Here is a 26295-nt window from a genome sequence, read left to right on the forward strand (position 1 = left end):
GGTACGTGAGGCGGTGCGCCTGCCGTCCCGTCCCCCTTCAAGCCGTGACTCACCCGTCCCCCTTTAAGCCGTGACTTAAGAGATAGGCCGCAGGTGACCGACCTGCCCAGGATGTGAAGCCGCAACCGGCTCATCCCCTTCTGGAGGTCGTATGAAGACTCATCTCGCTGCCGCCGTCGGTTCCGTCGTGCTGACCGCGGGCACCTTGCTGGGTGCTCCCGCCGCCGGCGCGCAGACAGCCGCCTACCCGAGCACCGCTTTCGACGTCACATACGGGGCCAGTTACGCCCGCGGCACCCTGACTTGGTACAACCGGTCGGTCGGGGCCACCGGAACACTCCGTGCCGTCGGCTGCCGACGGGCGTGGTTCGGCACGTACACCGCCGCTGCAAACGGGCTCGACTCCAGGAGCACCAGCACTCAGTGCGACGTGACGTATCCGATCAAGACCACAGTCCCTGCCGATGTGCCCGGCGGGGCCGCGTTTGTCATCGTCTGTGTTGACGATGCGAACGCGCAACCACTCAAGTGCGTGCAGTACAACCGGCCCTGACCCATCGCAGCAACCTGTCAGCTGACCGACCGCCACCGGTCCGGAGTCGATGTCCAGCCGCTGCCGCGTACGGCAGCGCAGAACTGACGTGGGCACAGGAGCAAAGCCGCTGACCGCTGTCCACCCATGTGCCCTGGCGAGCCGCGTCACGGCTGCCAGGGCTCGGGTGTACCGAGCCTTTCGGAAGGCACGCTGCGAGTGCACCGGGCTCACCAGCACCGCGGACGCCGGTCGGAAACGTGGATGCGGCCCGCACCATGCTGCAGTCTCCGGGTTCGCGCCGCACCCCGGGTCCCCGGGGGCCGGAACCCCCGAGCCGGCCCAGAATCGACGTCAGCCGATCCGCAGCCGTATCTCCCCGCCCTCCAGGGCGTCCACCCGCACCTGCGTGAGGTCGTGCACCAGCGCATCGGGCTCATGGACCGCAGCCCGCGGCCCGACCCCCACGACCTGCATCCCCGCAGCCTTCCCGGCCGCGATTCCCGCCCCGGAGTCCTCGAACACGACACAGTCCTCGGGCGCGACCCCCAGCTCGGCGGCCCCCTTGAGGAACCCCTCGGGGTCCGGCTTGCTGGCCCCCACGGACTCGGCGGTGACCCGCACGTCCGGCAGCGCCAGCCCCGCGGCACCCATCCGCGCGGTGGACAGCCCCACGTCCGCGGAGGTCACGAGGGCGTGCCGCAGCCCGGCGAGCGAGGCGAGGAAGTCCTCGGCCCCCGGCACCTGGACGACGCCGTCCATGTCGGCGGTCTCCTCCGCGAGCATGCGCGCGTTGTCGGCGTGGTTCTGCTCCATGGGCCGGTGCGGCAGCAGGACGGCCATCGAAGCGTAGCCCTGCCGGCCGTGGACGACCTTCATGACCTCGTCCCCGTCGAGCCCGTGCAGATCGGCCCAGCGCCGCCAGCAGCGCTCGACGACGGCGTCCGAGTTGACGAGGGTGCCGTCCATGTCGAGCAGGAGGGCGCGGGCGGTCAGAACGGTGGTGGCCGTCATCAGCAGGCTCCAAGGCGCGGGATAGGGGGCCGGGAGGCGTCGTCCAGTGGGACGGCGTCCCCGGGGAACAAGGTGGCCCCGCCCACCGGTCAGGGAGTGCGGGCGGGAACCACTTTGTTTCTTCACGATACAAAACGAGGGGACCTCGGCGCCACCGCCGCCGACCAGGGCTTCCTCACAGCGGACGGAAGCGGGCCGGCAAGCACCGTTCGAGCCCGCCCGAACCGCACCGGCCCGAACCCGACCCGACCCGGACCGACCCGGCCCGAACGAGACCCACCGGACCCCCGGCCCAGCCGGCTCACCCCGACCACCCCGACCAACCCGACCAACCCGGCTCACCCCACCACCGCCTCGTACAGACTCCACACCCCCAGCCCCAGCATCAGCAGGGCCGCGATCTTGGTGATGAGTTCGAGCGGTACCCGCTTCATCAGGGCCTTGCCGCCGACGATGCCGAGCCCGGCGACCGCCCACAGCGCGAGGACCGCGCCCAGGCCGACGGAGAGCGGGTCGTCGTACCGGGCGGCGAGGTTCGCCGTCATGATCTGGGTGAGATCGCCGAACTCGGCGATCAGGATGAGCATGAAGCCCGCCCCCGAGACCTTCCAGAAGCTCTGGTTCTCGGGCTTGCGGACCTCGCCCTCGTCCTCGTCCTTCTTCATCAGCAGCACCGCGGCGCCACCAAGGAAGAGCACGCCCGTGATCGCGTGCACGATCTGCTGCGGCAGCAGGGTCAGCACACTGCCCGCCGCGACGGCGAGCGCGACATGGAGGGCGAAGGCTGCGGCGACGCCGGCGAAGACGTACGAGGCGCGGTAGCGCGTGCCGAGCACGAGTCCGGCGAGCGCGGTCTTGTCCGGCAGCTCGGCGAGGAAGACGACGCCGAAGACGAGCGCCATCACACTGAAGCTGATCAAAATTCCTCAATCGGTCGGGGCCGCCCCACCGAGAGTGCTGTGACTGCGCTGCGACACCTCGGCACGGCAGCACACACGGGCACCCGCACGAGGACGCACGGGCGGTGCACTGCTTGCCGAAGGTCTCGCTGGCCGGCCTCTGGAACGAGGCCTGCCTCCGGGCGCCGGCTCAGACGAGCTGAGCAGTATGTCGACGGTCCGGCGAAGAGCTACTCCCCTTCTGCGCCATCCATCGTACGGGACGCCCGGACGGACCGGCGAGGGCCCTTGGTCCCGGACCACCGGTCACCCACCCCAGCACGCGGAGGTGCAGGGTGCCGCACCCGGCCCCTCCCGTAACAGGTTCCGTCAGGGACCTTGTTGTGTCATGAACACGTCACTAGGTTCTCACCCGACGCACACCTGCTGGAAACACGCCGCCCGGAGCATGAGCTCGCTCGCCCAACGGCACCCCACTGCAAGGGAGTTCGCATGCCCAAGGTCTACGCGCGTCGACGGCTGAGCATACTCGCCGCCGTCACGGGTCTGATAGCCCTGGCCGGGATTTTCAACAGCCCGGCCGCCTCCGCCGCGTTGCCGACGCCGGTCAGCGCCGCCACCGCCCGCACCTACCTCGCCTCCCTCACCGTGGCGACCGAGGACCGTACCGGCTACAGCCGCGATCTGTTCCCGCACTGGATCACCATCAGCGGCGCGTGCAACACCCGGGAGACGGTCCTGAAGCGGGACGGCACGAACGTCGTCACCGACTCCGCCTGCGCCTCCACCAGCGGCAGTTGGTACTCCGTCTACGACGGTGCGACCTGGACCGCCGCCTCCGACCTGGACATCGACCACCTCGTGCCGCTGGCCGAGGCGTGGGACTCCGGCGCGAGCAAGTGGACCACCGCACAGCGCCAGGGCTTCGCCAACGACCTGACCCGCCCGCAGCTCATCGCCGTCACGGACAACGTGAACCAGGCGAAGGGCGACCAGGACCCGGCCACCTGGATGCCGTCCCGCACCGCCTACGCCTGCACCTACGTGCGCGCCTGGGTCCAGGTGAAGTACTACTACGACCTCTCGGTCGACTCCGCGGAGAAGTCCAAGCTGACCTCGGTGCTCAGCGGCTGCTGAGCACCCGATTCTTGCCCGGAACCTCCCCACCGGCCTCCGTCGTTCCGTACCGTACGGGGCGACGGAGGAAGGTGATCGACATGGCGGCGCTGCGTCTGGGCCCCCTGCTGAGGTATGTCGACGACTCGTCCGCGACCGTCTGGGTCGAGACGAGCCGTCCGTGCACCGCCGAGGTGCGGTGCGCCAAAGGCGCCGGAGGGGAGACCCGCACCTTCCAGATCGGCGGCCATCACTACGCGCTGGTGCCGGTCACGGGGCTCGCGCCGGGCACGGAGTCCGCGTACGAGGTGCTGCTGGACGGCACCCCGGTGTGGCCGCCGGACGACTCGCGTTTCCCGCCCCCGGCGATCCGGACCCCGGACGGGGACAGCGTGAAGGTCGCCTTCGGCTCCTGCCGCTGGGCCGCCCCGCCCGGGGACGAGAAGGACCCGGTGGGCCCGGACGCGCTGGACACCCTGGCGGCGCGCCTCGTCTCCGCCGACGGGGCGGAGCGGCCGGACGTACTCCTGCTGCTGGGCGACCAGGTGTACGCGGACGAGACCTCGGAGGCCACCCGCCGCTGGATCGCCGGCCGCCGGGGACTGGACGAGCTCCCCGGCACCCAGGTCGCGGACTACGAGGAGTACACCCACCTCTACCGTGAATCGTGGCTGGACCCCGAGATCCGCTGGCTGCTGTCCACGGTCCCCAGCTGCATGATCTTCGACGACCACGACATCATCGACGACTGGAACACGAGCGACGCCTGGCTCGCCGACATCCGGAAGACGTCGTGGTGGCGCGAGCGCATCCTCGGCGGCCTGATGTCGTACTGGGTCCATCAGCACCTCGGCAACCTCTCCCCCGCCGAGCTCGCCACCGACCCGCTCTACGCCGCCGTCCGCGAGACACCCGACGGCACGGACATCCTGCGCGCCCACGCCGCCCGGTCCGACACCGACCCGTCCTCCGTCCGCTGGAGCTACCGCCGCGACTTCGGGCGCGTGCGCGTGGTGATGGTCGACTCACGGGCGGCGCGGGTCCTCGAGGAGGACGACCGCTCGATGCTGGACAGCGGGGAGACGGAGTGGCTGCGGGAGCAGGTGTGGGACCACCGCGAGACGTACGACCACCTGCTCATCGGCACCTCGCTGCCCTGGCTGCTGCCCCACCTCATTCACGACGCCGAGACGTGGAACGCCGCCCTGTGCCGGGGCGAGCGCGGGGCACGGTGGGCGCGGATCGGGGAACGGGTGCGCAGGGGCGCCGACCTGGAGCACTGGGCCGCGTTCCCGGAGTCGTTCGAGGAGCTGGGGCGGCTGGTCGCCGAGGCGGGGACCGGGGCGCAGGCGCCGGCGACGGTCTGCGTGCTGTCCGGGGACGTCCATCACGCGTACGTCGCCGAGCCGCAATGGCCTGCCGACGCCACCCCCGACGCCCGCGTCCTCCAGCTGACCTGCTCGCCGGTCCACAACTCCATCCCCCTCACGATGCGGCTCGGCTTCCGCTTCGGCTGGAGCGGACTGGGGCGGGCGATCGGCCGCCGGCTCCTGCGGCACGGTCGGGCGGCCGGTCCGGCCGTGGACTGGCGCCGGACGGGTGGCCCCTGGTTCGGCAACCAGCTGATGACGCTGACCATGCGCGGCCGGGAGGCGACCCTGCGACTCGAACAGGCGCAGGCCGTACGCGGTGGCAGTCCCCGTCTGACGACCGTGGAGGAGTCCCTGCTCACGCCCCGCCAGCCCCCTCCTCACACCCGATGAGCCCCCTGCCCACCCCCCGACCACCCCTTCTCGCGCCCCGATAAGCCCTTTCCGTCCCCCTGTTGCCCGCGTTGTCCCTGATGCTCGTGACGCATCCCACACCCGGTGCCGATCACCCGCACCGGGGGTCGGCTCGCGCACCGTACGACGGCATGATGAGGCGGACCGTCCGCTTCCAGTAGGCGGTTTGCTGCCCTGCGCCCCACATGCCCGGGAGTCACACCTTTGTCTGCAGCACCCGCGCAATCCGCACACGTCTCCGTCGCCCTGATCGGCGCGGGACCCCGTGGCACCAGCGTCCTGGAGCGCCTGTGCGCCTCCGCACCCGAGCTGCTCCCGCCCGGGGCGCGCCTCACGGTCCATGTGATCGATCCGTCGCCGCCCGGTGCCGGCCGCGTCTGGCGGACCGCGCAGCCGTCGGAACTGCTGATGAACACGGTGGCCTGCCAGGTGACGCTGTTCACCGACGAGAGCGTGGAGTGCGCGGGCCCGATACGCCCCGGGCCGAGCCTGTACACCTGGGCCGCCGAGACCGGCGCCGACGAGGTCGGCCCCGACGACTATCCGACCCGGGCCCAGTACGGGCGCTATCTGGAATGGGTCTTCGCCGAGGTGACCGAGCGCGCACCGGAGGGCGTCCGGGTCGAGGTGCACCCGGCCCGCGCCGTCCGTCTCGACGACGCCCCGGACGGCCGGCAGACGGTCACCCTCTCCACCGGCCACACCCTGGCGGACCTGTCCGCGGTGGTCCTCGCCCAGGGCCATCTGCCGGTCCTCGCCGACCCCGCGCACCAGCGCCTGGCCGCGTACGCAGACCGGCACGGCCTGCGCCATGTCCCGCCCGCCAACCCGGCCGACGTCGACCTCGCCCCCGTCCCGCCCGGGGAGGCGGTCCTGCTGCGCGGCCTCGGCCTCAACTTCTTCGACCACATGGCCCTGTTGACCACGGGCCGCGGCGGCCGTTTCGTCCGGACCCGCCAGGGCCTGCGCTACCGCCCCTCGGGCGCCGAGCCGCGGCTGTACGCCGGATCCCGGCGTGGCATCCCCCACCAGGCACGCGGCGACAACGCGAAGGGCCCGTACGGCCGTCACACCCCGCTCGTCCTCACGGACGGGGTGATCTCCCGCTTCCGCAAGCGGGCCGAATCCGGGGACGCCCCCGACTTCCTCGGCGAGATATGGCCCCTGGTCGCGAAGGAGGTCGAAACGGTCTACTACGAAGGCGTGTTGCGGCTCCTGGGCCCCGAAGGAGCCGTGCGGCGGGCCGACTTCCGGGAGCGGTTCCCGGCCACCGCGCACCGGAGCCCCGAAGAGGCGGCGCTTCTCGACGAGTTCGGCATCCCGGACGCCGACCGCTGGTCCTGGGACCGGATCTCCCGCCCGTACGGCGGACGGGTCTTCGCGGGACCGGAGACCTGGCGCGACTGGCTGCTCGCCCATCTCCGCGAGGACGCGGCCCAGGCGGCGCTGGGAAATGTGGACGGTCCGCTGAAGGCCGCTCTCGACGTACTGCGCGACCTCCGCAACGAGCTGCGGCAGATCGTGGACCACGGAGGGCTGTCGGGCGCCTCCCGGCGGGAGCATCTGGACCGCTGGTACACCCCGCTCAACGCCTTCCTCTCCATCGGCCCGCCCCGGCGGCGCATCGAGGAGATGGCCGCACTGATCGAGGCGGGCGTCCTGACGGTGGTGGGACCGCGCCTGGAGGTGCGGGCCGAGGACGGGGCGTGGGTCGCGCACTCCCCCGACGTACCGGGGTCCGCGGTACGCGCGACCACGCTCGTCGAGGCGCGGCTGCCGGAAGCGGACCTGCGCCGGACGGCCGACGAGCTGCTCGTCCGGCTGCTGAAGACGGGCCAGTGCCGGCCGCACACCGTGGACGGTTACGAAACCGGTGGCCTGGATGTAACACCGCGCCCCTACCGTCTGATCAACCGTCAAGGTCGCGCCCACGCCCGCCGGTTCGCCTTCGGCGTGCCGACGGAGGGGGTGCACTGGGTGACCGCGGCGGGGGCGCGGCCAGGGGTGGATTCGGTCACCCTTTCGGACGCGGATGCGGTGGCGCGAGCGGTTCTGCGTGCGGCGGGGCCCGAGTCTGAAGCGGAAGCGGAAGCGGAACCTTGGCCTAATGTTGAACTTGCAAGCATTGATTAGGTCCGCCTAACGTTGGCGGCTCACTCGGTTCCGTCCCCAGGACCGGTCCGCTCCCGGACCGGCCAGACCGAAGGAGTCCCCCACCATGACCGGACACCTCAACAGAGCCCAGCCCTATGCCGTCGGACTGTTCCGCATCGTCGTCGGCCTGCTCTTCGCCTGCCACGGTGCCGCCTCGATCTTCGGCGTCCTCGGTGGCGCGATGGGCGGCGGCACCATCCCCGCCGGCACCTGGCCCGGCTGGTACGCGGCCGTGATCCAGCTCGTCGGCGGCACCCTCGTACTGCTGGGCCTCGGCACCCGCGCCGCGGCCTTCATCTCGTCGGGCTCGATGGCGTACGCGTACTTCGACGTGCACCAGTCGCAGGCCCTGTGGCCGATCCAGAACAGCGGTGAACTCTCCGTCGTCTTCTGCTGGTCGATGTTCCTGCTCGTCTTCACCGGTTCCGGCGCGCTCGGCGCCGACCGGTTCCTCGGCAGCCGTACATCCCCGGCCGCCGAGGACAAGTCCCCCTCGGAGCAGACCCCGGTCGCGGCCTGACCCAGCGCACCACGGCGCCCGTCCCCTTCATCCGGGGGACGGGCGCCGCCGCTTGCGAACCACTAGGACCTGTCCGGTCGATCATGGTGGCGGGCCACGCGCGAGCCGCTCATGCCGGGCTGGTCGTGCAGCACCACGGAGGCGGCCCCACCGCGCCGGAACCCCCACTCGTGCCCGGCGTCCGCCCCCGCCGCGGCCCCGCCGGTCGGCGGTGAAGTCCAGCCAGATCTCGTTGCCCGGGTTCGCGTGCTCGGGGTCCGTCGACGGCTGGACCGGGTCCTTGCGGTGCTGGTAGGGCCCGCCCGCGTCGGCCAGGTTCGCGCCGCACGGCTTCTGGTGCACATGGACGCCGTACGTGTGCTCCGGCTTCACTTCGTCGGTTTCGTCCGTTTCGTTCGTGCGGGATGTCCGGGTCGTCCGCCCTTCTGACGGCGCAGCCGGGTGAACATCTCGTGGCGGACACATGAGCCCCCCGTGGATCTCCCGGCACGGTCCAGGCGTACGCTGTATGGCTGTCACAGGCCGCCCTGCCGCTCCCCCCGACGTCGCGGCGTGGTCGTGCCCACGGGGGAGTTCAGGGGAGTTTTTCAGTGCTTGAGAGTGTGGGGTCGCTGACCGGCAGCCCATGGATCTACGTCGTGGTGGCCGTATCCGTACTGCTGGACGTCTTCCTGCCCGTCCTGCCCAGCGGCGTCCTGGTCATCACGGCGGCAACGGCGGCCGCGGCGGGCTCCGCGACGGGGGCGGGAGTGCCGCACGAGGTCCCCGACATCCTGGCGCTGACCCTGTCCGCGGCCACCGCCTCCGTCCTCGGCGACCTGGTCGCCTACCGCCTCGCCTGGCGCGGGGGTGCGCGCCTTGACCGTGCGATCGCCCGTTCCCGGCGGCTGACCAGTGCGCAGGAACGTCTCGGCGCAGCGCTGTCGCGGGGCGGCGGCGCCCTCGTCGTGATCGCCCGCTTCGCGCCGGCCGGCCGCTCGGTGGTCTCCCTCGGCGCGGGCGCCGCGCACCGGCGGGTCCGGGAGTTCCTCCCCTGGTCCATCCTCGCGGGGGTCGCGTGGGCCGCGTACAGCGTTGCCCTCGGTTACTTCGGCGGACAGTGGCTGGGCGCGACGTGGATCGCGACGGCGGTGTCCGTCGCCGCCCTCTTCGCCGCCGGCGCGGGCGCAGCCTTCCTGGTCCGCCGCCCAGCCCTGCAGGACTAGGCCTGCGGCTTCCGGTCCCCGCTGCCCGGAGCGCGAGGCGGCGACAGCGGGCCGCTCACGCCCGCACCCCCCACGCACCCGCAGTCGCCCACGCACCGAAGGGGCCGTGCCGGTACATCACATGCCCGTCGCCATGCGTGAGGACGGGCAACCGAGCACCCCCAGAAGACAGCACAGCCGGTAGGGCGACGGGCGGATGTACCGGCACGGACCCGACCCACCCACCGGCGCTGGGCGACCACCCACCCGCCGGCACCGGGCGAGCACAGAACGAACCGACCCCGCTCAAGGCGCCCCCGCCAGCGAAACGCGCACGCCGGCCAGAGTCACCCCGCCCGCGAAACCGAAGCTCCCCGCACCTCCAGGCCACCCAGCAACTCCGCCGTAGCCGCCGCGACCGCCTCCACCGCCCGGTCGAAGACCTCGCGGTTGTGGGCGGCCGGGGCACGGAAGCCGGAGACCTTGCGGACGTACTGAAGGGCGGCGGCGTGGATGTCCTCCTCGGTGGCCTCTTCGGGGAGTACGGGCGGACGAAGGGTCTTGATGCTGCGGCACATACCTCCAGTCTCGCGCGCCCGCCCGGTTCCGGCCCGGGAATACCCCCGATACCCCGCCGATTGTGCAGAACATGACCAACGTGGAGATCACCTACGTCGGCGGCCCCACCGCCGTGATCGCGCTCGGCGGCCTCCGGCTGCTGACCGACCCGACCTTCGACGCCCCCGGCGAGTACCCCATCGGCTCGCGCAAGCTGGTGAAGACGGCCGGCCCGGCCCTCCCGGCGACGGAGATCGGCCCGGTCGACGCCGTACTGCTCTCGCACGACCAGCACCCGGACAACCTCGACACCTCGGGCCGGACGTACCTGGACTCCGCACCCCTGACCCTGTCGACGGCATCGGCGTACGACCGCATAGGCGCCCCCGTACGGGCCCTGCCCGCCTGGGAGCACGTCGGCCTCCGCCGCCCCGACGGCCGCACCCTGCGGGTGACCGCGGTCCCCGCACAGCACGGCCCCGACGGCTCAGAACCCCTCGTGGGCGAGGTCACCGGATTCGTGCTGACGGGCGAGGACCTGCCCAAGGTGTACGTGAGCGGCGACAACGCGTCGCTGGACGTCGTACGGGAAATCGCCCGCAGACAGGGCCCGTTCGACGTGGCCGTCCTGTTCGCGGGAGCGGCCCGCACCCCGCTCGTACCGGACGCCCCACTGACGCTCACGAGCGAGGCCGCCGCCCAGGCCGCCGAGATCCTCGGCGCCCGTGACGTCGTACCGCTGCACTTCGAGCACTGGGGCCACTTCACCCAGGACGGCGGCACCCTCACGAAGGCGTTCGCGCAGGCCGGACTCGCCGACCGGCTGCACCTGTTGGAACCCGGTGCGTCCGCGCGGCTGTAGTGGCTGGCATCATCCACGCCGAGGCGGCCACCGTTGCGGGGCCGACCGACGAGAGGACCGAACCGACATGACGAACACCCCACCCGCGGACCGGCTGACGGTGGCGGTACTGGGCCCCGGCGGCGTAGGCGGGCTGCTGGCGGCACTGGTGGCCCGGGCCGGACACCGGGTGATCTGCCTGGCGGGAGACGACACCGTACGGACGCTGCGCGCGGACGGAATCCACGTGCGCAGCGCCCATTTCGGCGACTTCACCGCGGTGGTCGAGGCGGACACGGAACTGCGCGAGCCGGTCGACGCGTGCCTGATCACGGTCAAGCACACGGCGCTGGACGCGGCCCTGGCCCGGGTGCCGGCGTCCGCGCTGGGTGAGACCGCCCTGGTGGTGCCGTTCCTGAACGGCATCGAGCACCCGGCGGCCCTGCGCGACCGCTACGGCAGGGACCGGGTGGCACCGGCCGTCATCCGCGTCGAGTCGACCCGCACCGGCCCCGGGATGATCGAACACGGCAGCCCCTTCGCGGAGATCGACCTGACCGGCGACACGGTGGCGCGCGGACGCCTGGACGCACTCGCCGGGGTCCTCGCGGCGGCCGGCCCCGTGGTCCGCGTACAGCAGGACGAGACGGCGACGCTGTGGGCGAAGATGTCGTTCCTGGCGCCGTTCGCACTGCTGACGACCCGTTACGGACTCCCGCTCGGTGACGTACGCACGCACCACCGCGCGGAGTTGACGGCTCTGGTCGAGGAGACGGCGGCCGTGGCCCGAGCCTGTGGCGCCCCGGCGGACCCGGCTCAGGCACTCGCCCGCTACGACGCGTTCCCTCCGGACACCAAGTCCTCCATGCAGCGCGACGCCGAGGCGGGCCGCGCCCTGGAACTCGACGCGATCGGGGGCGCGTTGCTACGCGCGGCGGACCGGCACGGCGTACCGACGCCGGCGGCGAGGGAGCTGGTGGAGGCCCTGAAGACGCGTTGAGCCGGGCCGGTCGTTGGCCGGTGCCGCAGGACGAGCGGCCGGCCGGTGCCGCATGGCGACCGGTCGGCCGGGACCACGTGACAGGTTGCCGGCCGGGACCACGTGACAGGTTGCCGGCCGGTGCCGCAAAGGCGCCGGCCGACGGACCGATCGGGTGCCGCGAGTCGGTCCCCCGAGCGCGCCAGCCGGTTCCGTCTGCCGAACTGGGGCCTCATACGCGGGGCTTACCGGTGTCGCCACCGGTATCGGCGTGGAGTCCACCGCCCGGGCAATGCCCTCGGCGTTCGCGCCCTTCACCCTCTCTGAATGGCGGCCACCGCCCGGCCCGAAGACTCGTTCGTGTGAAGTCCCCGAAGGAACTCGCATCCCAAAATCGAACAGGCGTACCATTGCCGCGTGGCTGCGACCTATGACTTTCCGAGTGACCTCCTGGCCGGCCAGGAGGAGCTGCATCAGGTCCGGGCGGAGCTCCTGGCCCTGCTCAAGCGGCTCCCCTGGTCGGTGGAGCCCCTGGACGGCTTCAGCGACATCCACGGCTGGCGCAAGGTGGAACGCCCCGCGTCCCCGGGCTGGACGGCCGACGAGCAGGCCGAAGTGGAGAAGCTCCGCCGGCGCGAGCGCGAGCTCGCCGTCTTCGTCACCTGCCACCGCTTCTGGGAGAACGTCACGACCCCTGAGAAGGTCGACGCCCGAAGCAGCCTGAAGCACGCCCACGAGAACCCGACCCCAACTCCGTAACCCCGCCAGGGATCCGCCCCGTTCCGAACGGTGGCCCGATCCCCCTCAACACCGAGACCCCTGACCGCAATCGGCCGGGGGTCTCCGCGTGAAGCGGGACGCAGGGACGAGACCCGGGATACGGGCCCCGGGGTGCGAGGCGAGGCGGAGCCACGGATGCCCAAAAACGAGTTCAGTGCGCCGGAAGGGGGCTGATGGCGCTCTTCGGTCCACGAATGGTCCGGATCGGGGGGCATCAGGAAACCGTCCAGTGTCCGTTCCTCGAAGAGCGGGCGGTGCGAGGCAGCGGGGCCCTCAGCTACCTGCTTCAGGCTCGTCGCCTGAGCGCGCGCCGTGTGCCCGAGCCGCCGTCATGCGCGGTCGGGCGTTGTTCACCTCAACCGCCGCCACCAGCAACACGATCGGTGCCACGGCCGCGATCGTCGCCGCGAAGTCTCCACTCATCCTCATCGCGGCAGTGTGCCCGTCGGCGGACGTGTGCGGGCCGGCTTTCCAGGCCAAGAAACGGTTGCACATCAGTCAGGCAGCGACGCGCGGCAACCACGGTGTGGGCCTTCGTAGGAGCCATTCTCATCGTGCCGGCGGTGGGTTGGTGCATCCGGATGGATCTCACCTGAGGCGCGATGCAGATTTTTCGGAGTTCGGCGGTCTGCGGATGTCGAGAACGTGCCACCGGCTCCGTCCCAGGGACATCAGCGGCCACCACCGGCCGCACGAGGAAGAAGGAGAAGCCAGCATGGCGATTCAGCGGATGGACAACGTCGGCATCGTCGTCGAGGACTTGGATGCCGCCATCGCGTTCTTCGTGGAACTCGGTATGGAGCTGGAGGGCAGGGCGCAGGTCGAGGGCCTCGTCGCCGACCAGTGCACCGGACTCGACGGCGTCCGCTGTGACATCGCGATGGTCCGGACCCCGGACGGTCACAGCCGGCTCGAGCTGGCGAGGTACCGCAGCCCCGCGGCGATCAGCGCCGGGCCGCGCAACCAGCCGCACAACATTCTGGGCACGCACCGCGTCATGTTCGCCGTCGACGACATCGAGGACACCGTGGCCCGCCTGCGCCCTCACGGCGCCGAACTCGTCGGCGAGATCGCCCGGTTCGAGGACAGCTATCTGCTCTGCTACGTCCGCGGCCCGGAGGGCATCATCGTCGGACTGGCCCAGCAACTGCACTGAGAAGCCCGGGAGTATCTGCCCGATTACTGACCTCCGCCCCGACCGGCGGCGCCCCCTTGCACCAGCCGATGCACCCCTCAGGCCCCTCCTCCGTGCCGGCCGCGCCAGTCCATCAGGACCTCGTCGACGACCGTGACCGCAGCCGAGAAGGACCAAGGCCCAGGTCCCCGGGCACCTACCCGCTGACCTGCGCCTCTCTCATGTCCCGAACCTGGTGGGCGCGGACGGTTTCGAACGGCCGACATCCGCCTTGTAGGTTCGATCGAGCGGCTCTGATACGGCCCTTGCAGTCCTACCGGCATGACGTGTGTGATCGCTCAAGGCCGCCTACGTTCGCGGTCGTTGATGTCAGCTGGTGATGTCAGGTTGGATGGTTCGATGGAGCGCATTGAGGCCGAGCTGTTCACAGACGGCGGCAACGACGCCGTGGTTCGCATGCCCGGCAGGCAGTTCCCCGGGATCCTGGTACAGGGCGACGCCCTTCACATCCTCCGCAGCGACGTTGCCGAGGTGGTGGAGGCCTGCGAGCGAGGCGACCTGGAGGAAGCTCGGGACTCCGCCGGCCTTCTTCTGGCGAACCTGGATGCTCTGCTGGCGCGGTACGAGGCTGCGTTGGGCGAGCACGAGATATCACGGCCGTATTGAGCTGTCGGGCCGCTGGTGTTCCTGGCCGATGCTGCTCACCGGCAGACTTGCCCCCATGAACGAGGGGATAGCAGCGATCGCCGGTGCGCTGGCAGGATCGCTGGGGACGATTGCAGCAGCGGTTGCTACTGGTCGGGCGAGCCGGGAGCAAGCGAGGATTGCAGCGCGTGCAGAGTCCCTGCGCCAACGCGAGAGCCACGGGAAGCTGCTTACCGCAAGGTGATAGAAGCGGTCGGTGCGGTACGTGAGCACCGGCGAACGCATCGGCGCTCACGACAGAGAGGGCACCTCCCTGTTGTCGTCGCACTCCATGTGGGCATCGCTTCCGTCGCTCATGCACCACACCGCTGACGCACTGGAATCCGGTCACATGCTGGACCGCTACCGCCGCCCCAGCGACGAGGACGACTCGCTGTTGTGGGAAGTGTTCCCCGACATAGCCGACAGGTGACCACGCAACACTCATGAGCGCATGGCGCTCCGCAACGTCTATCGGTCGTTCACGCGGATCGCCGGAAACGCCGGCCTGCGAGTCATCCGGGTCCACCGCGCCCGGCACGGCTGCGCGACCCTGCTCACCGCGGCCGGTGTGGCTCCCCGCGCCGTGATGGAGATCCTCGGGCACAGCCAGATCGCCGTAACGATGAACGTGTACGCCCACGTCGTCCAGGACACGCAGCGCGAGGCCGCCAGCCACATGGACCGGCTGCTCACGCGTCGACTGCAGCGCGAGTAGCTCAGGCACTGATGTCAGACCTGGACGTCAAAGACCCCCAGCCATGATCGGCTGGGGGTCTTTTGCCTGGTGGGCGCGGACGGTTTCGAACCGCCGACATCCGCCTTGTAAGGGCGGAGATGACGGGTGGGACCCTTTTCCAGGTCAGTCCAGTTGTAGCGGCAGCCCAGGCGAACGGCGCATCTCGACTGTGGTGAGCCGTCGTTGACCGTGGTTGACCGCACGATGTGGCACGGCTGTGGCACGGGCATCCACGGCCACGACTCTGCCCTCCGTCACCTCAGGTGCGTGGGAGCGATCGGGAGCTGTTCCTTGTAGGGCCATGTGAAGGTGCGGTCGGGTTCGAGGTGCGCGTCTCCCCAGTGGATGGCATGGATGCCGTTTTCGGCATCGGCCGTGAAGAACACACAGACCAGCCTGGTGGACGCTCCCAGCTCCTCGAAGACTTCGTGCAGCCCCAGGTACTCCTCGGTCGCCAAGTCCTCGTCAACGTCGAACAGGCCTTCCAGAGGCTGCGGCCCGTGCGCCCGGAACAGCCGGTGCCGCGTGGGCGACGCGTTCGCCGGCAGCCGGGCTCGGTCCAGAGGCCTCGGCCTGTCCGCGTAACGGAACGGAAAGAGTGCGTGATCATTGATCACCGCGTACTCGTACCCGCGCACGTCTCGCACGGCTTCCCCCAGCTCCCGCGCCGTCTCCGCCAGGTTCTCGCGCACCACTCCTGCAAGGGCGACGCCGTACGGACTCCGCTTCTTCAGCCCCGCAGCAAGGTGCGCGGCATGAGCCTTCCCGTGCGCCTCGGCCAGTTGCCTCGGAACCGCAGCGGCAAGGCCGCCGGCATGCCGCCCAAACCGCTCTACGGCCCAGGCCGACGGTCCTACCGGATAGCCACCCAACACCGACATGCAGCGCACCCCTCCCCCAGGCCTCGCCTCTGAACTGTGTGACACGTAGACGAAGGGCGCACAAGGGTGCGATCTGGCCAGCGCGCGACCTAATGCACCCGCTGCCAGAACAGCCACAACTGATCACGGGCGGCCGTGACCTGCGGCTGCCTTATCGATCAACGCCGTGACCTGCTGCTGAGCTGTCGGCAGTTGTCGACGTTGGTCACCATTGAGCGCCCTTCCACGGCCCGAGGACGGCCCGGGAGGGCGCTCGTACGTTGGGGAGACAGCCGCCTTGTAAGTTCGCTGTCGTCCTGGTGCCGTCTCCGTCCACCACGACTACGGGGGTCGTACATGGCTGTCGGTTGGTGCTGCTATTCGGGGTCGTCGACGTCAGCGTTGGATGCCAGCGGGGACCGCGGCGCCTTAGCACATCGGGGCCAGGTTCGGCTACATCGTCTGCTCGATGTCAGTGCCTTCTGCCATGCTCGGCAGTGTCATATCAAGACGTAACCCAGGGGGGGCTGTGGCGAAGAAGACGCGGCAGCAAACACGGAAAAAGAAGCAGCGAAAAGGCGTAGCGATCTATCATGACATGAAGGTATACGAAAACTTCGAACGCTGCGCCATTCGGATTTTCGAGTGCATTAAGCAAGCAGAAAAGAGTTCACCCGGCGCCCCGCGTTCTCTCTACATCGACATCCAGGGACACAGGAATGAGGCTGGCGGGTTTGATCATGACGCGTTTGAACTGATCAAGGACTTTGCACTCGGATTCCTCGGGGATTATCTAACGGAGATTCACACTCCGCTCTACCATGTCCGGAATCCGGGTAAGCAACGCAATGACATCCCGGAGGTCTTGCAGATCAGCCATCCGGATGATGGCAGCAAGTACGGGTACGACGCTGGATCCCTAGGCATCCAGCCTCGCGAGAAGAAACCAGTCACTCGGAAGACGGCGCCGACGGTTCGGGCGATTGCCGACTATCTAGGCCTAGAGGAAGCCGCCTGCTTGGTGTGCTGGCGCAATCCTGTGGAGCGGGCGCACGTAGTACCCAGCGCATTGGGAGGCTCCATGGATGTCAGGAACTTCGCACTACTATGCCCCGAGCATCACGCCGAGGCCCCAGATGTGGCAGATGCAGAGAGCTTCTGGGCCTGGATTGACTACGCCGAACTCAGAGACAGTCCAGACAAGTGGGTAGACGCCTCCGACGAAGTGAAAGACTTCCTCCGAAAGCATAATGTCCAGATAGGGAAGGAGCCTCGTGAGTCTCTGCCTTTTTTCTCCGCTGCGAAGGGCGAACTGAAGTCACTCTACGGCTGGACGGATAACGATCTAAAGAAGGCCGATTGGCTGGAGCTTATGGATGAGTTCCACCGCGTCTTGGACACTGCAACGGGACGACACTTCTCTATCGACAAAAAGGCCTCCACCTACGCCTGGGCCTACGACATCGCTCTGCGGAGAATTAAGGGAAACGGCAGCTCTGTCATACGTGACAGCCCATGACGGAGGTCGGCGGAGCGGCTTTGGGCGGGAGCTGCTTTGGGGCGAGTGATCATGGCCCCGTAAGCTCATCGCGAGTCGGGCAGTCTGTGGACCTGCCCGTTAAAGCACGACGTTGGGGCCATGATCTTCGAGGCTCGCCCCAAAGTGGCTGCCTAAAGCCGTGGAGCCGACCGCCCCAGCCAGAGAGGGTTTTTTTCTACCTCTGCCCGCATGCACGCAGCGCGCCGCCGGGCGCGGTCAGCCGGGGCGCAGACAGGAGGCAGGCCGCGCCGCAGAGGCGGCGCGCGCCCGCGCTGTGCGCGGGCCTTGATGAAGTAGGGAAAGTTCTACCGCGCTGCGATCAGGCTCTTCCCGTCATGGCTCCGCACGTGAGGCCCGTTGCCGTCCAAGGCGTCCAGGAGCCGGATCGCGAAGACCTCGGCCATGCGCTCGCTGACCTCTTCGGGTGTGAGCCAGTCGACCGCGGTTGATTCGCTGGACGTGCGTTCCGTGCCGCCGGAGGGCTTGCAGCGGAAGACCAGGGCGACGATGCCCCTGGTGGTGTTCTTGTAGACCCCGGTGAGCTGGTCTACCTCAACGTGGATGCCCGTCTCCTCGAATACCTCGCGGGCGACGCCGGCCTCGGGGGTCTCGTCGAGTTCGAGTACGCCGCCGGGAAGTTCCCAAGTGCCGTTGTCCGCGCGGCGGATCGCCAGGAGTCGGCCGTCTTCGCCGATGACCACTCCGGCTACGGACACGGAGTGGAGCGGCGTTGACTCGCCTTCCTGGGCACTGTTACTCATGTGCAGGAGCATAGGAGGAAGAGAAGGACTATGGGAACAGCAGTAGGAGGTGAGCGGTCCGTACCTCGCTACGTACAGATCGCCGACGAGATCGTGCAGCAGATCCGGGCCGGCGTCCTGGCGCCCGGCGACATGGTGCCCAGTGAGTCCGAGCTGGTCGACCGCTACGGCGTATCAGGCGGCACGATCCGTAAGGCCATGGTCGAGGTGCGTGCGAGCGGGCTGGTCGAGACCCGGCATGGCAAGGGCTCGATCGTGAAGGATCGGCCGCCTGTGCGCCATCGGTCCTCCGACCGCTTCCGGCGCTCCCTTCGGCAGGGTGGCAAGGCCGCCTATCTCGCCGAGTCCGTGCAGTCCGGCGCCACGGCCAAGGTAAGCGTCCTCTACATCGGCCCGATGGAGGCCCCGGAGGATGCCGCGGAGCGGTTGGGCGTTCCCGCCGGCACTCAGGTGCTCGCCCGGCGACGGCTCTACTTCCGCAACGGCACGCCGGTCGAGACGGCTACGTCGTACCTGCCGTGGGATGTCGTGAAGGACATCCCCGAGCTGTTCGCCGAGAACCCCGGCGGTGGCGGCATTTACGCCCGACTCGAAGACCACGGGCACGAGTTCGAGGAGTTCGTCGAGACCCTGCAAGGGCGGCCGGCCTCCAAGGCGGAGTCCTCCGAGCTGGCCCTCAGCCCTGGCGCCCCGGTCATCCACCTGATCCGTGAGGCCCGTACGACCGAGGGCCGCGTGGTAGAGGTCTGCGACACGCTCATGGCCGCTGACCAGTTCGTTTTCGAGTATCGGATCCCGGCCGTCGACTGACGCATCCTCAACTCCCCTCAGCCCGTCGCGAGTTCTTTCTCGCGGCGGGTTGACTCATGTACAGGAGCCATGCACTCTTCTTCATGTCACTCATGTACATGAGTGACGGAGTCCAGCCTCTATAGAGGAGTGAATCGCTGTGCGTCAGATTCCCGTCGACACCACGAACGCGACCGTGATGGTCGCCAAGGCTCCGCAGCCGAAGGTCAAGGACCGCCGAACCGGTGAGATCGCCCTCGACAAGGACGGCGTCACCCTGATGACGGTGGAGGTCATGTTCTCCACACCGGACGAGGTGGAGATCCTCAAGCTCACCGTTCCGGCGCCGGGCGTCTCCGAGGACCTGGCCATGGGCACTTCCGTCGCGCTCACGGGCCTGGTCGCCTCGGCGTGGGAGAACGAGTTCAACGGCCAGAAGCGGCACGGGATCGCCTTCCGCGCGGTCGCCGTCACCTCGCTCGCCGCCGCTGGCTCGGCGTCCAAGGCGGCCTGATCATGAAGGTCTTAGCCGTCGCGCTGGTGCTCGTCGTCGCTGCCGCAGTGATCCTGCGGTGGCGGCGCCCCGCCTGGTACTGGCTGGCCTTCGGTGCCGCCTTCGCCATCGGGCGGGTGCTGGTCAACTACACCTCGGTGATGGACGCGTGCAGGCTGACCGTCCCGCCCTCGCGCTGGCGCCTGGCCCTCGCCCGCATCGCCAACCGGCCCGTTCCGGAGTCCCGGGCCCCGCGCATCCTGCGCCTGCGGCCGACCCGGACCGGCCTGGTCCTTCGCCTCAAACTCCGCCCCGGACAGGACGCCTTCGACGTCTCCGCCGCCACAGACCGGTTGCGCCACTCTTTCGCCATGTACGGCGTGACCTCACGTGAGCTGCGCTCGGGTGTGGTCGAGGTGCGGATGACGGGCTACGACGTCCTCAAGCGAGTCCACATGCCCGCCAAGACCGATCCCGCTCCGATGCGCGTTCCGGTCGCCCTGCGCGAGGACGGTGCGGTGCACTACCGGGACTACCGGGCCGTCCCGCACGGTCTGATCCTCGGGGCCACGGAGTCCGGGAAATCCGTATTCCAGCGCAACCTGGTCGTCGGACTCGCACCGCTGGACGTCGCGCTGGTCGGCATCGACTGCAAGCAGGGGGTCGAACTCTTCCCGCTGGCCCGCCGGTTCTCCGCGCTCGCTGACAACCCGGACGCTGCCCTCGACCTGCTAGAAGCCCTCGTCACGCACATGGGAGACGTCTACCAACTGATCCGGGCTGAGCAGCGGATCACGGTGAACGTCCCGGACGCGGAGATCGCCTCCGACATCTGGGACCTCCCCGACCACCTGCGCCCGGTCCCGATCGTGGTCTTGGTGGACGAGGTCGCCGAACTGGCCCTGTTCGCCTCCAAGGACGAGGAGAAGCGGCGGGACCGGATCATCACCGCCCTGGTCCGGCTCGCCCAGCTCGGCCGGGCCGCCGGCATCTATCTGGAGATCTGCGGGCAGCGCTTCGGCTCCGAACTCGGCAAGGGCATCACGATGCTGCGGGCCCAGCTCACCGGCCGCACCGCCCACCGCGTCAACGACGAATCCTCCGCCAACATGGCCTTCGGCGACATCGCCCCCGACGCCGTCCTCGCCGCCATCCAGATCCCCACCGAGACCCCCGGCATCGCCGTGACCGGCGACTCCTCCGGCGGCTGGGCCCGTATCCGCGCCCCGCACACCTCACTGCGCCAGGCCGTGAACATCTGCAACCGGTACGCCGACCGCACCCCGGACGTCCCCGCGCTCGCGCCCTTCCGGCCCGTCGTCGGGTCCCTGGCCCCGGCCTCCGAGCCGCTCGCCAAGACCGCTCCCGCGACCGCCTGACACCTCCCGCTCCTCGGCCGGCGTGACCGTCTCGCGCCAGGTCCCTACCCCCTCCATGCCTGAAGGGAGACCGATCCCCATGTGCGAACACATCGAGGACTTCCACCGCACCGTGCTGATGCTCGGAGCACTGGCCCTCTACGCGGACATGCCCGGTGCCGACGACGCGTTCATCGACACCATCGGCCCGTGCCTGGCCGCATCGCTGCCCGAGCCGCCGCCCGGCATGTTCCCGCCGGGCTACGACCCCGCTGGCGGCCCCGACTTCCCCGGTAGGGCGTGATGGCTCGCCCTGCGTTCCGCGTCGACGCCGTCCTCGTCCAGGCCGTCATCGCCGGTGCCCTGTCCTTCGCCCATCTCCACGACCTGGCCGATGCCGCCGGGCAGGACGGCTGGAAGGCCTGGGCCTACCCGATCAGCGTCGACCTGCTCCTCGTCGCTGCCTGGCGTCGGCTCCGCTCGGACGGTCCGTCGCGGCTGGCCTGGTGCTGGTTCCTCATCGCCCTGGTGGCCTCGCTCGGCGCGAACGTCGCCACCGCCGGGTTCCTCGACCTCGCTCATCCCCCGGCCTGGCTGCGCTTCGGCATCGCCGGATGGCCCGCGCTCGCCTTCCTCGGCGGCACCCTCCTCGCCCACTCCCACCCGTCCGAGGATCCCGAGCCCCTTCGGCCGGCACCTGCAGCACCGGTTCCGGCGCCGGAGGTGGAGCAGGAATCCGCCCCCCACCCAGAGCCCGAACCAGCTCCGCTCCCCGCGGTCGAGGACACCCCGGCGCTCGCCCCCGCTGCCCCGGCGTCACCGCCTCCGACAGTCCCGGCCGCGCTGGTCGACCACGCTCGCAAGCTCGCCGCCGACCACCACACCCGTACCGGGTCCCCGATCGACACCGAGACCCTGCGTGCCCGGCTCGGCGTCCCGCCCCAGCTCGCCGACGCCATCGCCGCCCAACTCGCCTGAAACGAAGGGAGAACCGCCATGCCTGCCCGTGACAACTTCCACTCCCTGATGCGGATCGGCCCCGTGCAGATCGGTACCCACCGCGACCGCCACGGCCACACCAAGCACGCCGCCGTGTGCACCAACGACCACTGCGGCTGGTCCGCCGACTACTCCAGCCAGACCGCCGCCCAGCTCGCCGCCCGCACCCACCGCTGCCCCGCCCGCTGAGGAGACACCCGTGCAGGTTCCGCTCTGGCTCGCCCTGATCGTCGTCGGCTCGCTCGGCGTCAAGCTCATCCGCCCGCCCTGGTGGCTCGTCGCCGTCCTCCTCCTCGGCGGCTACCTCCTCGCCGACAGCCTGCTGGCCCCCGTCATCGACACCGCCGTCAAGTAGCCGCCCTCGAAGGGAGATCCACCATGCTCCGCCCCAAGGTCCCGACCATGCCCCAGCCCACCGGCCAGCTCGCCCCGCCCGCCGCCGTCGAGCCGACCACCATCATCCAGGCCGCCCCCGCCTCCACGCTGACGCCGACAGCGGCACGGCCGACTGTCCAGCTCACCCCCGGCGCCGTGATCGCCCTCGTCGGTGGAGGGACGGCCGTGGTCCTGGTCGTCGGCACCGTCCTGGTCTCCATGCTCCTCGCCATCGCCATCACGGGTGCGTCCGTCGCCATCTGCGCGCTGGTCATCCGCTCGCTGATCACCTCCGAGAACAGGCGCCGCTGACCGGCCTCCGGACGGCGCCACAAGCCGCCAAGCATCGCCGCCGTCCGGACGGCTCACGCACCCCTTCCAACCGCCACAGAAGGAGAACCGTGGACACCCAATCGCTCGCCGCCGTCCTGCCGTTAGTCGGCTGGGCCACCCACTCCGGGCTCCTCGCCCACCGCCTCGCCGCCGCCCGCCGCGACCCGCTCACCGGCCTGCACACCCGAGCCGGATGGACCGCCCGCACCATCCGCTTCATCCGCCGACACTCGGACGCGATCGTCGTCCTGGTCGACCTGGACGGCTTCAAGACCCTCAACGACTCCTACGGCCACGCCGCCGGGGACTCCGCCCTCGCCGCGACTGGCGCCCGCCTCACCCACTGGTGCGGTCGGCACGGCATCGCGGGACGGCTCGGAGGTGACGAGTTCGTCGCCGTCGTCGATCCCCTCGCCGGGCCCCAGCTGGGGGACTTGAGCCGCGATCTGCACCGGCCCTTCCTCCATGCCGGACAGATGCTGCCGCTCGCCGCCTCGTTGGGCTCGTGCCGCCTTGCCGACCTGCCCACCCGAACTCTCCCCGACGCCCTGGCCGCTGCCGACGCCGCCATGTACGCGGCCAAGGGACGCGCCACCCGCCGCGGGCAACGCCCCGCCTCCACCTGACCGGCCTCCGGGCGGCGCACAAGCCGCCAAGCATCGCCGCCGCCCGGACAGTCCGGCCCCTTCCAACCGCAATCGAAAGGAACTCCCAGCATGACGCACCGCACCCGAGCCCGGTCCCGGATCTGCCCCAACTGCGACGGCTTCGCCTCCGCCGCCATCACCCTCGGCGGCCGCGACCGCCGTGGACACCTGCGCACGGTCACCGCCCGCTGCCCGGCCTGCCACGGCACCGGCACCACCACCCGCCCCGCCGTGCGCCAGGCGGTGAGCGTCTGATGCCCCGCAACTGGAGCCGAGGAGTCGACCGCATTCCGCCGGACCCGATCGACGGCGACTACGACCGCCTGAAGAAGATCGCCAAGGCGCACCACCTGCACGACAAGGACCGCGCCGCGAAGGGCACCCCCGCCGGCCGCTCCTCCAACGAGGCATCCAGCCGCAACGCCAGCACCCCTCAGAAGCGGGGATGGCGCCGTTGAACCTCGCAACCCAGCTCGACCCGGTCACCCTCGGCGATCTGCTGAGGGTGGCTTCGGCCGACGACTTCGACCGCTGGCACGAGCAGATCCGCCGTACCGGCGGCTGCGCCGACCCCATCCACCTCACCGGCTGGACCCTCAGCAAAGACAAGACAACCGGCGAGACCCTCCACCACTACTCGACCGAATCCGAGCCCGGCGGACGGCTGCGGGTCGCGTGCGGCAACCGCCGCGCCTCCCGCTGCCCCTCCTGCGCCTGGACGTACGCGGGCGACACCTATCACCTGATCCGCGCGGGCCTGGCGGGCGACGACCGCCGCGACATCCCCTCCACCGTCCGCGATCACCCCAGGGTCTTCGCCACGCTCACCGCCCCGTCCTTCGGCCCCGTCCACAACCGCCCCGACCGAGGCATCTGCCGCTGCGGCACCCGCCACCCCGCCGACGACCCCACCCTCGGAACGGCACTCGACCCAGCCACCTACGACTACTCGGGGGCGGTCCTCTTCAACAACCACGCGGGCGAACTCTGGCAGCGCTTCACCAACCGGCTACGCCGCGAACTCGCTGCCCGCGCGGGCCTGTCACAGCGGGAGTTGAAGGAGTCGGCCCGGCTCTCCTACGGCAAGGTCGCCGAGTTCCAAAAGCGCGGCGCCCTCCATTTCCACGCCGTCATCCGCCTCGACGGACCGGACGGACCCGACACCCCGCCACCGTCTTGGGCGAGCGCCGGCCTTCTCACCGACGCGATCCACGCCGCCGCGGCGCACTCCTACACCTCGGTCTCCGTCCCGGCCGTCCAGGGCGAGCCCGCCCGCACCTTCCGGTGGGGAACGCAGCTCGACGTGCGCCCCGTGAAGGCGTTCGGCGACGGCTCCGACATCACCGAGCAGGCAGTTGCCTCCTACGTCGCCAAGTACGCGACCAAGGGGGCAGAGAACACCGGCAGCCTCGACCGGCGCATCGGCGAACTCTCCGAACTCGACCGCCACCAGATCCCCGACCACACCCGCCGCCTCATCGAAGCGTGCAAGCACCTCGATCCGCTCTACCCCGAACGACGGCTGTGGGCCTGGGCGCACATGCTCGGCTTCCGCGGCCACTTCTCCTCCAAGTCCCGCCGCTACTCCACCACCCTCGGCGAACTCCGCCAGGCCCGCGCCGACTTCCGCGCCGCACAGGAACGCGAAGCCCTCGGCCTGGACGACCGCGAGCCGGACACCGTCCTCGTCCTGGCCGACTGGCAGTACGCCGGCCACGGCCACACCCCCGGCGAATCCGCCCTCGCCGCCACCATCGCCCGCGACCTCCAACACAACCGCGAAACCGCCCGCGAAGCCCTACGCGACCAGCTCGTACCGGAAGGAGCCGCCGCATGAAAGACCGATACCTCAGCGTCGACCAGGTGGCCGAAGTCCTTGGCACCTCCGCGCGCTTCCCCCGGCGACTGATAGCCGAGCGACGCATCACCTTCGTGAAGGTCGGTCGCCACGTCCGCATCCCGGAGAGTGCCGTGGATGCCTACATCACGGAGCACACCGTGGAGCCGATCACGGTCCGTGCCTCGCGCCTGAAGGCGGTGGCCTGATGCCTAACTCCAAGAGGCGCCGTCGCCGCTTCGGCTCCGTGCGCAAGCTGCCCTCTGGCCGCTTCCAGGCTCGCTACCGGGGTCCGGACGGTCTGATGCGGACGGCTGACGCGACGTTCGCGACGCAGACAGATGCGGACCGCTGGCTCGTCAAACAAGAGGCCAAAATCCTCGACGGTGACTGGACGAACCCGGACGTGAAGATTGCGTTCGGTGACTTCGCGCAGTCGTGGTTCAAGGATCGTGACTACGCGGCCACCACACGAGAGCGCAACGCCGGCGTGCTCAACCGGCACATCCTGCCGACGTTCCGTGCGGTCCCCCTGCGGGAGATCACCACTCCGCAGGTGAGGCGCTGGCGTACCGATCTCCTCGACGCGGGGGTCGGGTCGGCCACCGTCTCTAAGGCGTACCAAGTCCTCAGGGCCATCATGAACACCGCCGTGGATGACGGGCTGATCGAACGCAATCCTTGCCGGGTCAAGGGCGCGGGCACGGTCACCCACACCGAGCGGCCGTTCCTCTCCGTGCCCGAGGTGTACCGGCTCGCCGACGCGGTCCCCCCTCACTGCCGCGCCCTGGTGCTCCTGGCCGCGTTCGCCGCACTCCGCTTCGGCGAGCTGGCCGCGCTCCAGCGCCGGGACATCGACCTGGAGGCCCGAACCGTCTCCGTCCGCCGTTCGTACGCCGAGACCCGAACCGAAGGCCTCACGGTCAAGGCGCCCAAGAGCGCGGCGGGTGTCCGCACCGTGGCGTTCCCGGCCTCGATCGTGCCCGAGCTGGCGCAGCACCTGGCCGAGCACGCAGAGGCCGGCCGGACTGGGCTCGTCTTCATCGGGGCCCGTGGCGGTGTTCTCCGACGGAACAACTTCCGGCGGATCTGGCTCCGCGCCCTTGCCGCGGCCGGCCTCGGTGACGTCCACTTCCACGATCTCCGGCACACCGGGAACACGCTCGCCGCGACCGGCGGCGCCACCACCCGTGAGCTGATGCACCGCATGGGCCACTCGTCGGTGCGGGCCGCGCTGATCTATCAGCACCTCGTCAACGGCCGCGACCACGAGATCGCGGACTACGTGGACGGTCAGATCAAGAAGGTGAAGCGGCCTCCGCACGGACCATCTGGCACGTGAGTGGCACGGCGGCGAAAAGTCGCCGAAAAAGATCAAGGCCCA

Annotated in this window: 33 protein-coding genes; 27 read left to right on the top strand and 6 right to left on the bottom strand. The window is 70.0% G+C overall.

Annotation, left to right across the window (positions count from 1 at the left end; all coding sequences use genetic code 11):
- Positions 1 to 151: 151 nt before the first annotated feature.
- Positions 152 to 553: a hypothetical protein gene (locus tag ACFVYF_RS03270; protein ID WP_389449950.1), complete on the top strand. Its 402-nt coding sequence runs from the start codon at positions 152 to 154 to the stop codon at positions 551 to 553.
- Between the two features lie 333 nt (positions 554 to 886).
- Here the strand turns inward: ACFVYF_RS03270 and ACFVYF_RS03275 are convergent, their stop codons facing one another.
- Entirely contained in the window at positions 887 to 1546 is a 660-nt protein-coding gene (locus ACFVYF_RS03275) for an HAD-IA family hydrolase (RefSeq protein WP_389449953.1), read from the bottom strand.
- A 338-nt stretch (positions 1547 to 1884) separates the two neighbouring features.
- The gene (locus ACFVYF_RS03280; protein ID WP_389449956.1) at positions 1885 to 2466 is read right to left on the bottom strand and encodes a TMEM165/GDT1 family protein; all 582 of its coding nucleotides are present in this window, start codon (positions 2464 to 2466) and stop codon (positions 1885 to 1887) included.
- A gap of 471 nt (positions 2467 to 2937) precedes the next feature.
- Between ACFVYF_RS03280 and ACFVYF_RS03285 the strand changes: the two genes are divergently transcribed.
- From ACFVYF_RS03285 to ACFVYF_RS03300, 4 genes are all read left to right on the top strand, one after another.
- Positions 2938 to 3582, top strand: a complete 645-nt coding sequence (locus tag ACFVYF_RS03285) for an HNH endonuclease family protein (RefSeq protein WP_389449959.1) — start codon at positions 2938 to 2940, stop codon at positions 3580 to 3582.
- 80 nt (positions 3583 to 3662) lie between these two features.
- Complete coding sequence (locus tag ACFVYF_RS03290; RefSeq protein ID WP_389449962.1) at positions 3663 to 5324, top strand: alkaline phosphatase D family protein; 1662 nt, start codon at positions 3663 to 3665, stop codon at positions 5322 to 5324.
- A gap of 225 nt (positions 5325 to 5549) precedes the next feature.
- A complete protein-coding gene (locus ACFVYF_RS03295) occupies positions 5550 to 7478 on the top strand; it encodes an FAD/NAD(P)-binding protein (RefSeq protein ID WP_389449965.1) in 1929 nt (642 codons plus the stop codon).
- Positions 7479 to 7563: 85 nt separating this feature from the next.
- On the top strand, positions 7564 to 8019 hold the full coding sequence (locus ACFVYF_RS03300; protein ID WP_389449967.1) for a DoxX family protein: 456 nt from the start codon (positions 7564 to 7566) through the stop codon (positions 8017 to 8019).
- Between the two features lie 81 nt (positions 8020 to 8100).
- Here the strand turns inward: ACFVYF_RS03300 and ACFVYF_RS03305 are convergent, their stop codons facing one another.
- Positions 8101 to 8391, bottom strand: coding sequence for a hypothetical protein (locus ACFVYF_RS03305; RefSeq protein WP_389449970.1), 291 nt, complete (start codon positions 8389 to 8391; stop codon positions 8101 to 8103).
- Between the two features lie 218 nt (positions 8392 to 8609).
- Between ACFVYF_RS03305 and ACFVYF_RS03310 the strand changes: the two genes are divergently transcribed.
- Positions 8610 to 9224, top strand: coding sequence for a DedA family protein (locus ACFVYF_RS03310; protein ID WP_389449973.1), 615 nt, complete (start codon positions 8610 to 8612; stop codon positions 9222 to 9224).
- 326 nt (positions 9225 to 9550) lie between these two features.
- Here the strand turns inward: ACFVYF_RS03310 and ACFVYF_RS03315 are convergent, their stop codons facing one another.
- A complete protein-coding gene (locus ACFVYF_RS03315) occupies positions 9551 to 9781 on the bottom strand; it encodes a DUF2277 domain-containing protein (protein ID WP_389449976.1) in 231 nt (76 codons plus the stop codon).
- A 71-nt stretch (positions 9782 to 9852) separates the two neighbouring features.
- Here ACFVYF_RS03315 and ACFVYF_RS03320 point away from each other — a divergent pair, with 71 nt between their 5' ends.
- The 6 genes from ACFVYF_RS03320 to ACFVYF_RS03345 all read left to right on the top strand — a co-directional run bounded on the left by ACFVYF_RS03320 (position 9853) and on the right by ACFVYF_RS03345 (position 14898).
- A complete protein-coding gene (locus ACFVYF_RS03320; RefSeq protein ID WP_389449979.1) occupies positions 9853 to 10623 on the top strand; it encodes an MBL fold metallo-hydrolase in 771 nt (256 codons plus the stop codon).
- A 67-nt stretch (positions 10624 to 10690) separates the two neighbouring features.
- A complete protein-coding gene (locus tag ACFVYF_RS03325; protein WP_389449982.1) occupies positions 10691 to 11602 on the top strand; it encodes a ketopantoate reductase family protein in 912 nt (303 codons plus the stop codon).
- A 396-nt stretch (positions 11603 to 11998) separates the two neighbouring features.
- Positions 11999 to 12340: a hypothetical protein gene (locus ACFVYF_RS03330; protein ID WP_389449985.1), complete on the top strand. Its 342-nt coding sequence runs from the start codon at positions 11999 to 12001 to the stop codon at positions 12338 to 12340.
- Between the two features lie 736 nt (positions 12341 to 13076).
- On the top strand, positions 13077 to 13517 hold the full coding sequence (locus ACFVYF_RS03335) for a VOC family protein (RefSeq protein WP_389449989.1): 441 nt from the start codon (positions 13077 to 13079) through the stop codon (positions 13515 to 13517).
- Between the two features lie 378 nt (positions 13518 to 13895).
- A complete protein-coding gene (locus ACFVYF_RS03340; RefSeq protein WP_389449992.1) occupies positions 13896 to 14162 on the top strand; it encodes a DUF6959 family protein in 267 nt (88 codons plus the stop codon).
- A gap of 472 nt (positions 14163 to 14634) precedes the next feature.
- Complete coding sequence (locus ACFVYF_RS03345; protein WP_389449995.1) at positions 14635 to 14898, top strand: tyrosine-type recombinase/integrase; 264 nt, start codon at positions 14635 to 14637, stop codon at positions 14896 to 14898.
- Positions 14899 to 15173: 275 nt separating this feature from the next.
- Here ACFVYF_RS03345 and ACFVYF_RS03350 read toward each other — a convergent pair whose 3' ends face one another.
- Positions 15174 to 15800, bottom strand: coding sequence for a hypothetical protein (locus ACFVYF_RS03350; RefSeq protein WP_389449998.1), 627 nt, complete (start codon positions 15798 to 15800; stop codon positions 15174 to 15176).
- Between the two features lie 508 nt (positions 15801 to 16308).
- Between ACFVYF_RS03350 and ACFVYF_RS03355 the strand changes: the two genes are divergently transcribed.
- Entirely contained in the window at positions 16309 to 17298 is a 990-nt protein-coding gene (locus ACFVYF_RS03355; protein WP_389450001.1) for an HNH endonuclease, read from the top strand.
- A gap of 326 nt (positions 17299 to 17624) precedes the next feature.
- Here ACFVYF_RS03355 and ACFVYF_RS03360 read toward each other — a convergent pair whose 3' ends face one another.
- Complete coding sequence (locus ACFVYF_RS03360) at positions 17625 to 18092, bottom strand: NUDIX hydrolase (protein WP_389376797.1); 468 nt, start codon at positions 18090 to 18092, stop codon at positions 17625 to 17627.
- Between the two features lie 18 nt (positions 18093 to 18110).
- Here ACFVYF_RS03360 and ACFVYF_RS03365 point away from each other — a divergent pair, with 18 nt between their 5' ends.
- From ACFVYF_RS03365 to ACFVYF_RS03430, 14 genes are all read left to right on the top strand, one after another.
- Complete coding sequence (locus tag ACFVYF_RS03365) at positions 18111 to 18890, top strand: GntR family transcriptional regulator (RefSeq protein WP_389450005.1); 780 nt, start codon at positions 18111 to 18113, stop codon at positions 18888 to 18890.
- A gap of 139 nt (positions 18891 to 19029) precedes the next feature.
- The gene (locus ACFVYF_RS03370) at positions 19030 to 19383 is read left to right on the top strand and encodes a hypothetical protein (RefSeq protein WP_389450008.1); all 354 of its coding nucleotides are present in this window, start codon (positions 19030 to 19032) and stop codon (positions 19381 to 19383) included.
- A 2-nt stretch (positions 19384 to 19385) separates the two neighbouring features.
- On the top strand, positions 19386 to 20741 hold the full coding sequence (locus ACFVYF_RS03375) for an FtsK/SpoIIIE domain-containing protein (RefSeq protein WP_389450011.1): 1356 nt from the start codon (positions 19386 to 19388) through the stop codon (positions 20739 to 20741).
- 79 nt (positions 20742 to 20820) lie between these two features.
- Positions 20821 to 21024 (top strand): hypothetical protein, encoded by a 204-nt coding sequence (locus tag ACFVYF_RS03380; protein ID WP_190034183.1) that lies wholly within the window; start codon positions 20821 to 20823, stop codon positions 21022 to 21024.
- Positions 21024 to 21698 (top strand): DUF2637 domain-containing protein, encoded by a 675-nt coding sequence (locus ACFVYF_RS03385; RefSeq protein WP_389450014.1) that lies wholly within the window; start codon positions 21024 to 21026, stop codon positions 21696 to 21698. Before ACFVYF_RS03380 ends, ACFVYF_RS03385 begins: the two co-directional genes overlap by 1 nt.
- An 18-nt stretch (positions 21699 to 21716) precedes the next feature.
- Positions 21717 to 21908 carry a mobile element transfer protein gene (locus ACFVYF_RS03390; RefSeq protein ID WP_190034181.1) on the top strand — a complete coding sequence of 64 codons (192 nt, stop codon included), beginning with the start codon at positions 21717 to 21719 and terminating at the stop codon, positions 21906 to 21908.
- Between the two features lie 10 nt (positions 21909 to 21918).
- Positions 21919 to 22074, top strand: coding sequence for a hypothetical protein (locus ACFVYF_RS03395; protein WP_190034180.1), 156 nt, complete (start codon positions 21919 to 21921; stop codon positions 22072 to 22074).
- Positions 22075 to 22097: 23 nt separating this feature from the next.
- Complete coding sequence (locus ACFVYF_RS03400) at positions 22098 to 22406, top strand: SpdD-like protein (RefSeq protein ID WP_389450017.1); 309 nt, start codon at positions 22098 to 22100, stop codon at positions 22404 to 22406.
- Between the two features lie 89 nt (positions 22407 to 22495).
- Positions 22496 to 23053 (top strand): GGDEF domain-containing protein, encoded by a 558-nt coding sequence (locus tag ACFVYF_RS03405; RefSeq protein ID WP_389450020.1) that lies wholly within the window; start codon positions 22496 to 22498, stop codon positions 23051 to 23053.
- 90 nt (positions 23054 to 23143) lie between these two features.
- Entirely contained in the window at positions 23144 to 23329 is a 186-nt protein-coding gene (locus ACFVYF_RS03410; RefSeq protein ID WP_389450023.1) for a hypothetical protein, read from the top strand.
- A complete protein-coding gene (locus tag ACFVYF_RS03415; RefSeq protein WP_329188288.1) occupies positions 23329 to 23532 on the top strand; it encodes a hypothetical protein in 204 nt (67 codons plus the stop codon). The genes ACFVYF_RS03410 and ACFVYF_RS03415 overlap by 1 nt, the downstream gene beginning before the upstream one ends.
- Positions 23520 to 24911 carry a replication initiator protein RepSA gene (gene repSA, locus ACFVYF_RS03420; protein WP_389450026.1) on the top strand — a complete coding sequence of 464 codons (1392 nt, stop codon included), beginning with the start codon at positions 23520 to 23522 and terminating at the stop codon, positions 24909 to 24911. Before ACFVYF_RS03415 ends, repSA begins: the two co-directional genes overlap by 13 nt.
- Entirely contained in the window at positions 24908 to 25120 is a 213-nt protein-coding gene (locus tag ACFVYF_RS03425; RefSeq protein ID WP_164375647.1) for a helix-turn-helix domain-containing protein, read from the top strand. Before repSA ends, ACFVYF_RS03425 begins: the two co-directional genes overlap by 4 nt.
- Positions 25120 to 26253, top strand: a complete 1134-nt coding sequence (locus tag ACFVYF_RS03430) for a site-specific integrase (protein ID WP_164375646.1) — start codon at positions 25120 to 25122, stop codon at positions 26251 to 26253. Before ACFVYF_RS03425 ends, ACFVYF_RS03430 begins: the two co-directional genes overlap by 1 nt.
- Positions 26254 to 26295 lie beyond the last annotated feature (42 nt).

Source organism: Streptomyces sp. NPDC058274, from assembly GCF_042881375.1.
GTDB lineage: Bacteria > Actinomycetota > Actinomycetes > Streptomycetales > Streptomycetaceae > Streptomyces.

What these genes read in the sequence shown, in the direction of transcription:
- ACFVYF_RS03340 (WP_389449992.1), top strand. Translation starts at nt 13,896, where the DNA reads ATGGAGCGCATTGAGGCCGAGCTGTTCACAGACGGCGGCAACGACGCC.
- ACFVYF_RS03315 (WP_389449976.1), bottom strand. Translation starts at nt 9,781, where the DNA reads ATGTGCCGCAGCATCAAGACCCTTCGTCCGCCCGTACTCCCCGAAGAG.
- ACFVYF_RS03290 (WP_389449962.1), top strand. Translation starts at nt 3,663, where the DNA reads ATGGCGGCGCTGCGTCTGGGCCCCCTGCTGAGGTATGTCGACGACTCG.
- ACFVYF_RS03285 (WP_389449959.1), top strand. Translation starts at nt 2,938, where the DNA reads ATGCCCAAGGTCTACGCGCGTCGACGGCTGAGCATACTCGCCGCCGTC.
- ACFVYF_RS03425 (WP_164375647.1), top strand. Translation starts at nt 24,908, where the DNA reads ATGAAAGACCGATACCTCAGCGTCGACCAGGTGGCCGAAGTCCTTGGC.
- repSA (WP_389450026.1), top strand. Translation starts at nt 23,520, where the DNA reads ATGGCGCCGTTGAACCTCGCAACCCAGCTCGACCCGGTCACCCTCGGC.
- ACFVYF_RS03360 (WP_389376797.1), bottom strand. Translation starts at nt 18,092, where the DNA reads ATGCTCCTGCACATGAGTAACAGTGCCCAGGAAGGCGAGTCAACGCCG.
- ACFVYF_RS03350 (WP_389449998.1), bottom strand. Translation starts at nt 15,800, where the DNA reads ATGTCGGTGTTGGGTGGCTATCCGGTAGGACCGTCGGCCTGGGCCGTA.
- ACFVYF_RS03410 (WP_389450023.1), top strand. Translation starts at nt 23,144, where the DNA reads ATGACGCACCGCACCCGAGCCCGGTCCCGGATCTGCCCCAACTGCGAC.
- ACFVYF_RS03345 (WP_389449995.1), top strand. Translation starts at nt 14,635, where the DNA reads ATGGCGCTCCGCAACGTCTATCGGTCGTTCACGCGGATCGCCGGAAAC.
- ACFVYF_RS03365 (WP_389450005.1), top strand. Translation starts at nt 18,111, where the DNA reads ATGGGAACAGCAGTAGGAGGTGAGCGGTCCGTACCTCGCTACGTACAG.
- ACFVYF_RS03390 (WP_190034181.1), top strand. Translation starts at nt 21,717, where the DNA reads ATGCCTGCCCGTGACAACTTCCACTCCCTGATGCGGATCGGCCCCGTG.
- ACFVYF_RS03430 (WP_164375646.1), top strand. Translation starts at nt 25,120, where the DNA reads ATGCCTAACTCCAAGAGGCGCCGTCGCCGCTTCGGCTCCGTGCGCAAG.
- ACFVYF_RS03270 (WP_389449950.1), top strand. Translation starts at nt 152, where the DNA reads ATGAAGACTCATCTCGCTGCCGCCGTCGGTTCCGTCGTGCTGACCGCG.
- ACFVYF_RS03385 (WP_389450014.1), top strand. Translation starts at nt 21,024, where the DNA reads ATGGCTCGCCCTGCGTTCCGCGTCGACGCCGTCCTCGTCCAGGCCGTC.
- ACFVYF_RS03415 (WP_329188288.1), top strand. Translation starts at nt 23,329, where the DNA reads ATGCCCCGCAACTGGAGCCGAGGAGTCGACCGCATTCCGCCGGACCCG.
- ACFVYF_RS03300 (WP_389449967.1), top strand. Translation starts at nt 7,564, where the DNA reads ATGACCGGACACCTCAACAGAGCCCAGCCCTATGCCGTCGGACTGTTC.
- ACFVYF_RS03380 (WP_190034183.1), top strand. Translation starts at nt 20,821, where the DNA reads ATGTGCGAACACATCGAGGACTTCCACCGCACCGTGCTGATGCTCGGA.
- ACFVYF_RS03320 (WP_389449979.1), top strand. Translation starts at nt 9,853, where the DNA reads ATGACCAACGTGGAGATCACCTACGTCGGCGGCCCCACCGCCGTGATC.
- ACFVYF_RS03275 (WP_389449953.1), bottom strand. Translation starts at nt 1,546, where the DNA reads ATGACGGCCACCACCGTTCTGACCGCCCGCGCCCTCCTGCTCGACATG.
- ACFVYF_RS03325 (WP_389449982.1), top strand. Translation starts at nt 10,691, where the DNA reads ATGACGAACACCCCACCCGCGGACCGGCTGACGGTGGCGGTACTGGGC.
- ACFVYF_RS03375 (WP_389450011.1), top strand. Translation starts at nt 19,386, where the DNA reads ATGAAGGTCTTAGCCGTCGCGCTGGTGCTCGTCGTCGCTGCCGCAGTG.
- ACFVYF_RS03400 (WP_389450017.1), top strand. Translation starts at nt 22,098, where the DNA reads ATGCTCCGCCCCAAGGTCCCGACCATGCCCCAGCCCACCGGCCAGCTC.
- ACFVYF_RS03335 (WP_389449989.1), top strand. Translation starts at nt 13,077, where the DNA reads ATGGCGATTCAGCGGATGGACAACGTCGGCATCGTCGTCGAGGACTTG.